General features: G+C 39.8%; 13 protein-coding genes. 10 read left to right on the plus strand and 3 right to left on the minus strand.

Going from position 1 to position 13,684, the window contains the following annotated elements; genetic code table 11:
- Window positions 1–148: 148 nt before the first annotated feature.
- Entirely contained in the window at window positions 149–514 is a 366-nt protein-coding gene (locus JF50_RS18605; RefSeq protein ID WP_039610843.1) for an outer membrane protein assembly factor BamE, read from the plus strand.
- Window positions 515–1,026: 512 nt separating this feature from the next.
- On the opposite strand, the gene JF50_RS18610 is transcribed toward JF50_RS18605, so the two are convergent.
- Window positions 1,027–1,392 (minus strand): DUF805 domain-containing protein, encoded by a 366-nt coding sequence (locus tag JF50_RS18610; protein ID WP_039610844.1) that lies wholly within the window; start codon window positions 1,390–1,392, stop codon window positions 1,027–1,029.
- A 346-nt stretch (window positions 1,393–1,738) separates the two neighbouring features.
- Here JF50_RS18610 and JF50_RS18615 point away from each other — a divergent pair, with 346 nt between their 5' ends.
- Both JF50_RS18615 and JF50_RS18620 read left to right on the plus strand, forming a co-directional pair.
- Window positions 1,739–2,389: an ABC transporter ATP-binding protein gene (locus tag JF50_RS18615; RefSeq protein WP_039610845.1), complete on the plus strand. Its 651-nt coding sequence runs from the start codon at window positions 1,739–1,741 to the stop codon at window positions 2,387–2,389.
- The gene (locus JF50_RS18620) at window positions 2,386–4,917 is read left to right on the plus strand and encodes an ABC transporter permease (protein WP_039610846.1); all 2,532 of its coding nucleotides are present in this window, start codon (window positions 2,386–2,388) and stop codon (window positions 4,915–4,917) included. Before JF50_RS18615 ends, JF50_RS18620 begins: the two co-directional genes overlap by 4 nt.
- 61 nt (window positions 4,918–4,978) lie before the next feature.
- Here the strand turns inward: JF50_RS18620 and JF50_RS18625 are convergent, their stop codons facing one another.
- On the minus strand, window positions 4,979–6,676 hold the full coding sequence (locus tag JF50_RS18625; protein WP_039610847.1) for a serine hydrolase domain-containing protein: 1,698 nt from the start codon (window positions 6,674–6,676) through the stop codon (window positions 4,979–4,981).
- Window positions 6,677–7,205: 529 nt separating this feature from the next.
- On the opposite strand from JF50_RS18625, the gene JF50_RS26290 reads away from it, so the two are divergent.
- The 7 genes from JF50_RS26290 (at window position 7,206) to JF50_RS18655 (ending at window position 12,981) form a co-directional block, all read left to right on the plus strand.
- The gene (locus JF50_RS26290; RefSeq protein WP_052262466.1) at window positions 7,206–8,414 is read left to right on the plus strand and encodes a hypothetical protein; all 1,209 of its coding nucleotides are present in this window, start codon (window positions 7,206–7,208) and stop codon (window positions 8,412–8,414) included.
- Between the two features lie 158 nt (window positions 8,415–8,572).
- Complete coding sequence (locus JF50_RS18635; RefSeq protein ID WP_039610848.1) at window positions 8,573–8,926, plus strand: DUF5329 family protein; 354 nt, start codon at window positions 8,573–8,575, stop codon at window positions 8,924–8,926.
- A gap of 552 nt (window positions 8,927–9,478) precedes the next feature.
- The gene (locus tag JF50_RS18640) at window positions 9,479–11,107 is read left to right on the plus strand and encodes a methyl-accepting chemotaxis protein (RefSeq protein WP_039610849.1); all 1,629 of its coding nucleotides are present in this window, start codon (window positions 9,479–9,481) and stop codon (window positions 11,105–11,107) included.
- A gap of 276 nt (window positions 11,108–11,383) precedes the next feature.
- Window positions 11,384–12,046, plus strand: coding sequence for a C39 family peptidase (locus JF50_RS18645; protein ID WP_039610850.1), 663 nt, complete (start codon window positions 11,384–11,386; stop codon window positions 12,044–12,046).
- A 51-nt stretch (window positions 12,047–12,097) separates the two neighbouring features.
- A complete protein-coding gene (locus JF50_RS26295; RefSeq protein WP_052262467.1) occupies window positions 12,098–12,280 on the plus strand; it encodes a hypothetical protein in 183 nt (60 codons plus the stop codon).
- Complete coding sequence (locus tag JF50_RS26300; protein WP_052262469.1) at window positions 12,274–12,519, plus strand: GNAT family N-acetyltransferase; 246 nt, start codon at window positions 12,274–12,276, stop codon at window positions 12,517–12,519. Before JF50_RS26295 ends, JF50_RS26300 begins: the two co-directional genes overlap by 7 nt.
- A 252-nt stretch (window positions 12,520–12,771) precedes the next feature.
- Window positions 12,772–12,981, plus strand: coding sequence for a cold-shock protein (locus tag JF50_RS18655; RefSeq protein WP_023398163.1), 210 nt, complete (start codon window positions 12,772–12,774; stop codon window positions 12,979–12,981).
- Between the two features lie 123 nt (window positions 12,982–13,104).
- On the opposite strand, the gene JF50_RS18660 is transcribed toward JF50_RS18655, so the two are convergent.
- Window positions 13,105–13,416, minus strand: coding sequence for a hypothetical protein (locus JF50_RS18660; RefSeq protein ID WP_039610851.1), 312 nt, complete (start codon window positions 13,414–13,416; stop codon window positions 13,105–13,107).
- Window positions 13,417–13,684: the final 268 nt, after the last annotated feature.

Consider the following 13,684-nt stretch of genomic DNA (forward strand, 5'->3'; position numbering starts at 1 on the left):
ATCTTGAGAAAAATTCAGTTTATAAGCTTTTTTTGTAAGTAAAAAGTATTGAAGTGATCATTAAATGCGCAGATAATGCGCCTGCTCTTAAGTCTTATAGTTTATAACCGACTTACGAGTATAGGACGAATTTTAAAAAGGAAGATAAATGAAAAACTTACTCATCATATTTTTTACCACATTTATTTTAGCCGCTTGTAGCAGTACTCAAAGTGGCAAAGACTTTGATATGGATGTCGTTAAGTCGTTTAAAAAAGGTGAAACAACTCAAGCAGATGTAAGAAAGGCCATTGGAGATCCAAGTGGTATGGATGACTTGGTAGATGGTGAAACTGCATGGCAATATTATTTCCATGAAAATAAAAGTAGTGGTCTAAATTACGTACCAATTGCTGGTGCATACGCTGGTGGTTCCAAAGGAACGAGTAAACACGTCACTATCCGCTTTGGCAAAGACGGTATTATGAGCGGTATGTCATTCAGAGAAATAGAGAGTGGATCATCGCACTTTTAAGTTTTTAATTGACTATTCTCGTCGTTTGATTTGCTGTTCAAACGACGATTTTGGTTTTTGAAACTCGACGTATACTCATGTTAACCATTTATTTTTCTTGTTTGGTTTAGTGGTGGGTTTGAGTTTTATAGCCGTAACAATAAACTCTGAGTTTAAGGGTAATGTCACTATTACCATATCTGAACGTTTATCTTATCTCGCATTTTTTCTACTCTAATTGGTGTCTATTTTTAGCAGACTGTACTGATGTTAAAAAGCAGGAAGTATTAATTGTTGTGCAGGGAGTTCCTATGACGAGGGTTATTAAGCTCATACCTTATAAATGTGATGGCTTTTTAACAGCACTCGATGACATATGGTAGACCGTTGCTAACGGCTAAATTCAAAGTAACCAATGTGTATTGCGCAGCCTACAGCAACGGGCTGGTTCTAACCGGTGTGAGGTCAAGTACCTAAAATTAATTAGCGCATGGCGCCATGAACAGATGAAGTAAATGGCGCATTTTACATTGTTAGACGGGGGCTTCCCCTTCGTTAAAGTATTTTGGATTTGGGCCATAGTTATTTTCGCTCACATCGCCTTCCAAAGAAGCAAATATGATCAGTGCAATGCTGCCAATTACAGGGATTATTGCAATGAATACCCACCATCCAGAGCGATTAGTGTCATGTAAACGTCGGACACAGACTGCGAGGCTAGGTATAAAAACGACGACTGCATAGACAAAACCTAGCAATGACGTGCCTAATACGTAATCGCATAAGCTTAATCCGATTGAAAAAATAACGTTGAATAAAGAGAACATCCAAAACTCTTTTCTTCTCGCTCTTCCTTCGAATACTGCGTAACTTTTTAAGACCGATATATACCATTCCATTGTAGGTTCCTTAAATTTAATTATTATTTCCTATTTTGGGAAAAGAGGCGTTGCTTGGTCAGCCTCTGTGCATATTGTTGTAAATATGAGCAAGCACTTTGTGTTGTCCCTATGCTTAAAAGTAAATCAATCGAATCGTTGCCACAAGAGTTCGTTTAGAAAAATTAGGGCATTGTGTGAAAGCTCATCGCAGAGGTATTAAATCATCAAGGTTGTTGCAGATGCTGGGGCATAAGGTCGCGAAACTACTTCTGTTTGTTTCACAGTTTGACTTTTTCACATGCGTTTCACGTCACTTATTCGACACTAAAGCCATAAATTAGCTTAAATGTATTAAGGAGTGAGCATGGGTGTTAAATTGGATGTCTTCAATTTGGAGCACACGATTAATCTGGTCAATGGTGATGCATTACATCTTTTAAAGGATGTTTCAATGTCAATTGAGGCCGGGGAGCATGTTGCTATTGTCGGTGCATCCGGCTCAGGAAAATCAACTTTACTTTCATTGCTTGCCGGCCTGGAAGCCATACAAACAGGCCAGATCAGTTATAAAAAACAAAATCTAACACTTGAGAACATTCATTGTGTATCAGGCTTTGTTTTTCAACATTTTCACTTATTACCTGAACTAAATGCCTTGCAAAATGTGGCGTTACCGCTGTTGCTACGGGGAGAGAAAGATGCAGAGCAACGTGCATTTGAGAAACTCAAATTGGTTGATTTAGCAGTGCAAGCTAAGCAGCCTGTCACAAAGTTAAGTGGTGGAGAGCAGCAGCGTGTTGCTATAGCACGTGCGTTATGCAATGAACCACAAATTTTATTTGCGGATGAGCCAACAGGAAATCTCGATCATAAGACCGCTGATCACGTGTTTGAGCTTATGCGTCGAGGCGCTAAAGCGGCTGGTACCACCATGATTGTTGTAACGCATGATTTGAACTTAGCCGCCAAATTAGACAGGACATTTGATTTAGAAAATGGAGCGTTGAAATTATGATTGACTCAGGCACACCACATAAAACTGAAAAACAGTGCCAGCTTGGTGCGACAAGTAAGGTGCTTGTGAAACTGTTATTGATACAAGTGAAACAAGGTAAACACCTGATCACATTATTAAGTTTGGCGTTATTATTTTTGTATTTAAGCTTAACCAGTCTACTTGGACAGGGCGTTGACACATATCTAAATCATAACCTACAAACAATGCTCGGTGCAGATACGCAATTAACCGCGACGCGTGCTTGGCACAATCGGGAGTCGCAATGGATACGCCAGCACGCAAGCTCACAAAGTTATATTAACAGCTATGAAGTAACATTAAATCACGGCGAAGCGTATAGCCATACGAAGTTAAAAGCCGTCGATCAAAATTATCCACTTAACGGTCAAGTCACTATATCTAACAATGAATTACTTTCACCTTCGAAAGTGTCAACTGGTCCAAATGTGGGCGAAATTTGGCTTGAACCGCACTTAGCACGGGCACTTAATGTAAAAGTCGGTAATGAAATATATTTAGGTCGCGAGTTATTTTTGGTCAGTGCTTTTCTGTTGAATGAGCCCGACAGGATCATTCAAGGCTACAGCAGCGATAGGCGCGCGATGATTGCACAAGAAAGCTTAGCTAATCTGTCTTTGTCACCTACCGAATATCAAGTGTTACTTAATCACCGCCATGGCTTCAAGCAGGGTGAGTTAAATCAGCTGCAAATAAACAGTGCAGACCTAAAAGTGATCAGTAAATTACTCGATAATTACCCAATGGCACATGCTTGGAAGCGTGTACAAAACTTTATGGGTCTAATTAGCTTTGTGATTGTGTTACTCACATGTTTGTGTCTTTGGCTCAGTCAAAGGAGCCATGTAGAACCTTTGCAAATGGCGCTGGCTGTGATGTTAGCAAATGGCGTTAAACGTGAACAAGTTCCGATACTGGTGTTTGTGTTAATGGCGAGTATCCTGTTTATTAGCTTTGTTCCTGCTGTTTTTATTGCTATCGGTATTTCGATGATTCTGGAGCAGGTTATCCAACAACGTTTTTTTGCGACGTTTGAGTTGATGTGGGATATGACAGGCGTAGGGCAAGCTCTTTTGATGAGCGTACTTTTGTATAGCTTGTTGACTATACCGAGCTGGATCCGATTGATCCGCAGCAATGTAAGAGATTTACTGGAAAAGAGAGAAGATGGCGCCATAGCATTTATTATTAGTGGTTTATGCCCACTACTGTCACTATCGATTGTTGTTGTTTTTAATACGGATAATTGGGTGTTAACTGGGCTTTTACTGTCCGGTCTTGGTGTGTGTTTATTCTTATTGTTGATACTTGCATGGGGTGGGTTGAGCATTGCCAATAAAACGCTGGCCGGTAAAAGTGGTATTTTGGCTTTTGTTTTGTTACTGATGAAGCAACGTATGCGCGTCAAGACAGTACAAATACTGGCTTTGGGGTTAAGTGCGACACTGCTGCTCCTATGCTTGCGAGTAGGACAAGATGTGAGTGAGGTGCTTGATAGGGCGCTGTTTGCAGATCAAGGAAATGTTTTTGTCACACAAGCGACTTTCGCTCAAAAAAAGGCATTGACCGAGTTTACATCACAGCATAGTGGAGATGTGAAGCAATTTAAGGCCTTTCAAAGCGCCAGAGTCACGCATGTTAATGGTGTTTTATTGACTGATATAGATGCCCCATCGAGCGACTCCAAGTCTCGCCTTGAGAGAAATATCAATCTCCATTGGCAAGCGGCGCAACCCGACAATATAAATGTGATAGCAGGCCAATGGCAGCAAAAAGTGGAGAGTGACATGCCTGCCATTTCAATGGAGCAAGAGGTATTCGATGAGCTGAACCTCGAACTAGGGGATGTGCTCACGATGCAGGTAGGCAATACGAGTCAAGAATTCTACATTGCTACAGTACACCATTATCGTTCTGGCTCAGACATGATCACATTTTGGTTTGTAGTTCATCAATCGAGTGTCCCTGTGGCAAGTGAGTCAACTTATTTTATGGGAAGCGTCGATTTGCCTGAGCAAGGGTTAGCAAAACTCGGGGAGATCTGGCAGGCACACCCAGATATTCGCATGCTACGTGTCGAGGAGTTAATTGCCCGAGTGCGAAGTTCTGTTCAAACGTTCATTTATTTGACTTTAGCGTACGGAATATTTATCGCTTTGATGAGTAACTTATTAGTCATTGCTTCAATTCAAACACATTTGCAGCGAGATAAACTCAAAAATGGCTTGCTATTGAGCTTTGGGCTGTCAGAAAAGCAAAGTCGAAATATGTTAATAGTCGAATGGACCATTTTGACAATGATACCAGTAGCGTGCGCATTGGCGTCGATTTATTTATTCATTGGGCAGATTTACCAAGAAGGTTTTGGTATGCCATACAGACCAAACAATTTCATGCTTTTAGTTGAGGCCATCACTATCGTTGCGGTCATAGCGTTGGGTGGGATTTTCTTAAGCCGCAAGCAACTCAAGCAAAATGTGGTGACCTTGCTTGAACAGCGTGGATAAAAATTGTTCTGAGATAAGATAATAAAAGGACCACGGGGTCCTTTTATTTAGATGTTAGCAATTACTGCATCTGTGCCGTTATTTTTTTAAATTGGTAACCCAGTGCTTTTAGTTTGTCTGGTTCTTGAAAATCAAACACGGTGCCAATCCCGCGCCCATACCCTTGAACTTGAAGCAGGTTTTCGTCAACTACTTTCAAAGCGCGTACAAATCCATGTTTGACAGACACGGCTAGCAGCGCTTGAAACTCTGGTGAATATCTTAACTCAATATCACCTATCTCAGGGTTGGTAGTTTCAACTTGGTAATAGCCCAATAACTTTTCTAGCTCAGGAGTTAGTTTTGTTGTTACGAGTTTGCTAAAAACATTGGCTGAGTCTTTACCGTTGTAAGTAAAGCGAAACCCATCAATAGCCTGAGTCAGCTTGATCCTTACATCGCCTTCTTCACCGATAATTTGGTAGCTGTCTGAATCAACTTGTTTGAGCTGTTTAATTGCTTGCCCTGGAGTGAACATGACGAACTCCCCGTTAGGCGTTTTCTCAATGAATATGTTGCGTCTACCAGCATAAAAACCAGCTTCTAGCGTTTTCGATTGGGGTGGCTGAGAAGAAGATGTTTGAGTGTTTTTATTGTCTAAAAATGGTCCTTTTACGGACTGAGTGACCATGTTTGTCACCATGTCGGCGATATCGAAAACCGTATCGTCGCCGTCTCTGTTATTCGTTGTGACAAATACGCCAAAGTTCAGTTCGGGCACGATATACATCATGCTTTCGTAGCCTTGATAACTACCATCATGACTAATTGCAATGTGACCATTAAAATGGTCAATGAAGAAGCCTAATCCCATTTCGTGGTCACCATCCAACTGGATATGACCATTTTGCAAATTACGAACTTGTTTAATGAGCTGAGATGGTAATATCGCGTGGCTGTCATAGTTCCAACTATCCAATATTGCTTGCATGTAGCGAGCCATATCATTGCCTGTCGAGATGATACCGCCAGCAGGTGTGAGCAAAGAGGCAAACTTAGGCTCTTGCGTATTACCATCATAGCTTTGTGCCATGTGCTCTGGCAGTGGGCCGTTTGGTAAATGACTCAAGGTATTATGCATTGCGAGCGGCGTGAAGAACTCCGATTGCAAGTAATCCTGCCAGTTTTTCCCGCTTACTCTGGAGACCAATAAACCTGCTAATCCAAATGCATTGTTATTGTACGCAGAAATTGTTCCTCTGTTCCAAACTAGGTAGTCGTTGCTGAGTAACGTTGTCAGTGAATTAAGGTCTTCAATAGGTGTCGTAGTTGGCTCATCACCACGGTACCAACCCGTTGGGATACCACTTTGATGGGTTAAAAGGTCTCGAACAGTTAATTGGCCATTGTTATTGGGAAGAATTTTTGGTTTAAAGTCAGATAGGTATTTGTAGACACTGTCATCAAGAGAGAGCTTTCCTTCGTTAACTAGCTTCAAAACAGCCAATGTGACAAAGGTCTTTGTGATAGAGGCAATTCGAAACTGGGTATCTGGGGTCACAAGTTGCTGTGTGTCTACATTCGCAAGTCCAAAGCCTTTTAATATGATTGGCGTATTGTCTTTCACCACTGCGATAGATATACCGGTCGTTTCCCCTTCAGTTAAGCGCTGTTCGATGTGTTGAGAGATCGTTTGTATATCAGATTGGTCCAAAGCAAACGTATAACTGCTCAGTGATAATCCTGCGATTAAGCTTGCAAGCAATGTGATTTTTTTCATGGTAATCCTTACTTATTGATTTTGGGTCGTGGTGACATTTGTTATTAAAAAGGCGTGTCACTCGATCAGTAGACGATAAAGGTACGATTAAAATTAATGCAATTATCTCAACCTTGATGCACTACCTGAGTTGACAAAAGAATGAGTAGGAAAGTATTTGGCTTTGTTTTTTGCATTTTAGGAATCTTTTTATTTTGCGAATTGCAATTTGCAAAATGAAAAAATGGTTAATCACGCCGAGAATCAGTGAGCAATGCGCTAAAAATGAGATGTGTGAAATATATAATTATTCTATTCAATGCTTTAGTGCTTTTTGACTGAGGGGGTTTACACGTTTTTAGGTTGCTTGCTGTTCTGACATAATTTTGTCACTAACAGGGTCGTTCATTTTATTTTTCAGTGACATAAGCCAATTAATAATGAGGTTGAAATAAAATACCCATAGCTATCAAAGAGGTGTGAAAAATATTATTTTTACGGTGTAATTATTGCATGAGTACGTCTAACTTACTTAAACAATGGTGTATTCATGACAAGAACACAGAACAAAGCAACTAAGTTGGGTGCAGCAGCACTTGCACTTACAGCCAGTTTCTCTGTATTAGCTGACGATAACGCCTGTTTAGAAGGACTTTTTGCAATTGACAGGTTCGCAGCAGATGGGCAGAGCGCGATTTTTCATATCGATACGAGTACTAAAACGAGCCGAGAGGTACCCGGCGCATCTTTCGCTTCAAGTAACTTAGCTGGGTCTGGTGCAAAGCTGTATGCAATGCAACGTTTAGACAGCGAAACAAATGCTTCGAAATTGTACGAATTTGATATGCAAACCATGCAGCAACGCGAAGTGGCCAACACGATAAGCTATCCCATAAAGCGCTCAGCAGTTTCCCCCTCCGGTGATTTTCTTCTGGCTACAAGCCAAACCTACATGTATCAATTTGATCTGACAACAGGCGAAAAAACAGTGCTTGGAAAAATGAAGTCAGACGATGCAAGCTATGATGACTTCGATCATGGCGATATTGCTTATTCGGCAGATGGTAATTTGATATATGTTCTCAATGGCAAGGCGTTATATGTTCTAGACGAAGCGTCTATGTCGCTGACTGAAATAGGTGAGCACAATCTAAACTGGGCTTCGGGTCTTGCTGTGGACGAAAACGGTGTGATTTACGTCTCTGCGAGAAACAGCGGCGAGACAGCTAAAATATACACGCTAGATACACAAACTGCGCAGGCCGCCTACTTGATGGATGGGCCGGACCATATTGCTGATTTAACTTATGTACAGGGGTGTGGAAACACCTTGCCCGTTATTGCAAATGCGTTACAGCAAGAAGTTAATAAAGCCAATCAGTATTGGCGAGGTGAGGCTATAGAGGACAAAGTCGCAAACTTGACTGGATTCAAAGATGGTACCTTTAACTTTAATGCGGAGGGCTTTCCAGTCGAGTCAAAAGATAAGCTCAATAAGCACAACAAATTCACTAAAAACCCCAACGCCAACCGCTGTGCGCGGATGTGGAATAACATGCTAGACCATCAGTATGTATTAAACCGCAATGGGAAAGGCCGGAAAAAAGCTGATGGTAGCACAAAATGGTATTTCTCTACTGCCGATGGCGAGTATAAAGTGGTTAAAGCAAGCAAAGGCATATGCCATTACGGCTATGCGTCAGGTGAAGCGGGTCGTATTATCTATAACACAAAAACAGGTGCAGTAAGCGTTCAATAAATTAAGTTTTCAGCTTCAACCAAGCGCGGCCAATTGGCTGCGCTTTTTATTTTAAACTCGATGCAACCATTTACCTGTTTATACCGTCTAAGTGTTCATATTTATGCAAAGTGCTATAATATTTATTTTAATTAAGTATGTGAATATTTAGGAAAGTAATGAAGTTTTATTTGGTAATGTTTATATTGTTGAACGCGACTTACTCGCTGAAAAGTATTGCCTCAACAGCGGCTGAAATACAGCATTTATTGACCTTCATTGAAATGTCTCATTGCCAATACGAGCGCAATGGCTCACTACATTCGGCATATGATGCCAAGCAGCACATTAGTAAAAAGTATCATTACTATCAAGATGATATCGAGTCGGCGGAAGATTTTATAAGATTAACGGCTTCCAAAAGTAGCTTGTCTGGTAAGCCTTATCTTATTCATTGTCGTAATAGTAAACCAACCAAGAGTAGTGAGTGGTTACTCTTGGAGCTCAAGGCGTTTAGAAAGCAAAAAAAATAGTACAGAGCAAAAAACGATAACTTATACAGTGAAGGGTTATTCTCACTTAATTTATAATTCTTTTTTATTATTATTTTCCATTTTTTTATTTTTTGAAATAGGTGCAATGGCTTTGTAACTGTACCTATTACAACTATTTATCATGCAACAAGTTATATATGGGAAGCTAAAAATTGCTTTTCTAAGTTAATCTTTCTGATCCTTTTATGATCAGTTTTTTATGTTTTATAGTAATTTAATAACATAAATATATAAATGTTAATAATTAAATTATTCCAACTTTGCTTTGCTTAAATTATAATGAGCCCTCAATTAAGCACTTGTATACATAAGTATTTTAATAAAAGGGCACTTCAATTCGTCAGCAAAGAACTGTATTACTTTGCGGACCTATAAGCTAAGTCTCATACGTTTCCTCTGGTACATACACCTGGAGGTTAACACTCATATTTATTCAAATATCTCACAACCAGTAAAGAGCAAAATCTTAACGCTTTCTACTGGTTTTTGTGCTTTACGGTAATCATTAACTTAGGGATTTATAAACAGCATATGGCACTTAAAGACTTGTCTATTTCAAAGCAAATTGGGTTGAGCTTTGCGTCGATTTTTATGGTTTTTTTCGGGGTAAGCCTGATGACCTACAATGGTTTAAAGGGGATTAATGATGACCTTGAACTGATTGTACAAACTAGCATTCCATCGGTTGAGATAGTAAAAGATCTGCAAATTGAGATGGCAACCATTCGAAAAGATGAGTTTTTGATAGTTACGAATTCAGATCACCCAGATATCAATGAATGGATAGTTGATTTAGGTGGTTTGAAATCTGGCTTAGATAATAAGATCCAAGCATACAGTAGTTTAAGTGTTTCAGACCAAGAGCGTATACAGTTTCAAGCTTTTGAACGTGCTTGGCGCAAGTATGCATCGGCAACATCAAGCTTTGATAGACTAGTAAGAAGTGGCCAAGTTAGTGAAGCTAACTCAATTGTTTTAAACAGCTATAACTTCTACTCAGAAGCGATGGATGAACTGAGCAAGCTGAACAAAATTAACAGTGATAATGTGGGTATGGCTGAGACTTCAGCAGTGCGTGCAGTAAAAACAGTGATCACAGTGATAGTTGTTTGTATATTTATATCTGCTGTGATGATTGCACTTATTTGTTTTGTGTTAAGTGGTGCAATTAGAAAACCATTGGAAAAAGCAAAAGATCTTGCAGGTAGCATTGCTAATGGTGATTTGAGTTCAAGAATTGATACCCGAAGCGTTGGGAATAACGAATTGGGTGTCTTGCTTATCTCTTTGGATAAAATGCGTGCGCAGCTCAATGGTCTTGTTGTTAAGATAAATGACAGCGCTATCCAGCTGACGACAGCAGTTGAAGAGGTCAATATGATCTCGGCGCAAAATGCCACAGGTATGCAACAGCAACAAAATGAATTACAGTCAGTAGCATCTGCCATGACGCAAATGCAAGCAGCTGTGTCAGAAGTTGCAAAAAGCACAGAAATGGGCGCTGAGTCTGCAAACCAAGCGAATGTAAAGTCTCGAGAGGGAAGTGCCGCGCTGAAGAGCAATATTGTTCAGATTTCGAGTGTGGCAGATACAGTGTCACATGCAGGAGATCTTGCATATAACCTTGAAAAGAACTCACAAAATATCAATGTCGTGGTGGATGTTATTCGTGAAATTGCTGAGCAAACGAATCTATTAGCATTGAACGCGGCAATTGAAGCTGCACGAGCAGGTGCACAAGGGCGCGGCTTTGCTGTTGTTGCCGATGAAGTGCGCTCTCTTGCGCAGCGAACGCAAGACTCGACCACTCAAATTGTCGAGATTGTTAGTGACTTGCAATCTAAATCAAAAGAGACTGGTGAAGCGACAAGAACGTGCCAAAAGGGCATCGATATTTGCGTGCAGCAAACAGAGACTGTCAGCGATACCATTATTCAAATTGAGCAAGAGATAGACAGCATTGCTGCAATGAGTACGCAAATAGCAGCGGCATGTAATGAACAGTCTGTCGTATCTGAAGAACTTAATCGCAATATTGAAAATATCAATGTTGCCGCGGTTGAAATGACTGAGGGCGCGAATCAAACGTCACAAGCTTGTCATGAGATCAGTGAGCTTGCCCATGGGCTAAAAGCAAGTGTTGAGCAGTTTAAGCTATAAACTACACAGTTTGATTACCTAAAATGGGTTAATTTAAACTTTTTAAGTTAATAGACTAGTATTTTAAAAGCGGGCCATAGTATGGTTCGCTTTTTTATTATGTACTCAAATTTTTAATATTGATGGCGTTTAATAGATGTTTAGTAACAATATTTAGCTTTATAGTGAGTGCTTCTTAATGGTTATTTTATTTTAATAAAATGGATTATTTTTCTTTTTGTATTATTCGATTTTTATTAATTTTATTGAATATTTCAATTAAATCAAGGGTGCAGTGTGGTTAGGTGGGTATTTGTATTATTTTTAATTAGCTTTTCTTTTGTTATAAATGCAAAAAACTCTCAAAAAATCGTATTAAACGTGCCCTTGGTTGAGCAAGGGAAAAAGCTTTGCGGCCCTGCAACCATTGAAATGATTTTTAAGTATTGGGGAATAAAAGGCTATTCACAATATGATATTGCGGAGTCTCTTTTAAACCAGTACGAAGACATGCCAATTTTTGTTCGCTCAGGTGTATTAAACAATTACCCACGTAATTGGGCAGATTATCCAGGCACTAAGGTGACTTATTTACAAGGTTTTTTGCAGCGCTTTGGCAAAACACGCAGCATTACACTAGACAAAGTGCGTGATAATGCTGACGATATTGATGAAAAGCGTGCGCAATTGTTCAACCATATCAAGGCTTATATTGCCAGTGGTATTCCTGTTATCGTTTTTCAATATTGGGAGCTACCAAAATCCCAAAGTCATTACCGCGTTGTTGTTGGTTATGACGAAGCTAAACGGCTTGTATATTTAAATGATGCTAAGGGCGCTCGACGTGTAGTGCAAACGTATGAAGAGTTTTTAAATTTATGGAATGTGGAACACCCTAGGTTGCGATATTATGCCGTGGCATTTAATACTGAGCGTAAAAAAATTAATATTGAGCTTTGAGCATATAGACAGCGTGAGTGATTGAGAAAATGTGCTGCAATGAGGAGATGTATGGTTAGAAAAGGTCTTACATCTGACATTTGCGTGGCTTGTTGTGTCTTAACAAGTCTTCATTTTGTGCCAGAGCGCTTTTGGCGCGGTAGCCTCGATACTCTGCGACAAGGGTATTTGCCCAGCTCAGATCATTATGTGTATTTGGATAATCAAGAAATCATCGGTTTTTATGCTTGGTAAAAAACACCCTTGCGGCAATTTTTGTTTTACCAGAAAAACAAGGCCAAGGGGTAGGTAAGCAGCTAATCACTGATGCAAAGTCTCGATGCAATACCTTGGCGCTTTCTGTATATCAGCGCAATGTTGCGAGCGTGGCATTTTATCAGCAGCAAGGTTTTGAAATTATTGCACAAGACGAAGATCCGCTTGCAGGGCAAGCGCAATATATTATGAGTTGGCAAGATAGGCAGACCGCATGATGGGGTTTTTTAAGCCCTTACTTAAGTGATGAATAAGAAAGAATAAAAAGCTGGGTGTTTTTTAAACTGTTTTTGTAAAAAAGCTCGACAAAACAGAATTTCAGTGTATCCTACGCAGCGTATGAAGATATTTGATTTATTTGTTGTTGTTTGCTTAAGTTTCTGTTTTTGTCATAAAACCTAATTTTAGCCACTCACTTTACTTCCGATACTGTACACATTTTTTTTAATTTTTATATAAATAGGTAATTTATGTCTCAAGTAACAGGCACTGTAAAATGGTTTAACGAGTCAAAAGGTTTTGGCTTCATTGCACAAGAAAACGGTAACGACGACGTTTTTGTTCACTTCAGAGCTATCCAGTCTGAAGGTTTCCGTACTTTGACTGAAGGTCAAAAAGTAAGCTTTACAGTAACTCAGGGCGCTAAAGGTCCTCAGGCTGAAAACGTAACTGTACTTTAATCAGTTATGTCTAGGTGCGGCATCAAGCTGCACCTTGCTATTTCATACTCTCTTCTAATTTTTTACTTTCCTCTTTTTACTTTGTCTTAGTTCTACCACCTTCAATTTAAATCATTTTTACTGTTAGCTTCTTAGCCACTCCATTTGCATATGTTGGCCCATTATATAACGCTCGTTTTCAGGTGGAAGTGCCTTAATTTGTGCCATACCAGAGCCTATTTCTAGAATTTGCCTGCCAATCGCGTTAGCAGAAGAATTTGATATCCATACTTTAATTAAGCCAGTTCGCTTTATTCCGACAATGAGGTAGGGGATCCTGTAATCAAAGTATTCACCCGTAGAACGAACAATCACAGGCTTCATTTTTTGTATAAACTCGTATCCAGCTTTGTTATCTATTTTTGCTTCGCCTACCCTGAATAGGTCGGTATCCATGTCATACCATGCAACAATGACTTTGCTTGGAAATGGTACATCATAAACAAAAGCTCTGGCTCCGCCATCTCCCCAGCATCAACCTATTGCACCAGCTGGTACACTCCAAGATTCATCCAGTGTTACTTCTCCAACCATGAGTATTGGGCCTTTTCTGCTCCAATCCCTATGCTCATTTCCTCGACTTGATAACTTGAACTACAGCCCATGATTAATAACAAGATACCAATTGAGATAATTATTCTTTCAGCCATTCTATGCCCCTTCC

Source organism: Pseudoalteromonas luteoviolacea (assembly GCF_000814765.1).
Taxonomy (GTDB): Bacteria; Pseudomonadota; Gammaproteobacteria; order Enterobacterales; family Alteromonadaceae; genus Pseudoalteromonas; species Pseudoalteromonas luteoviolacea_H.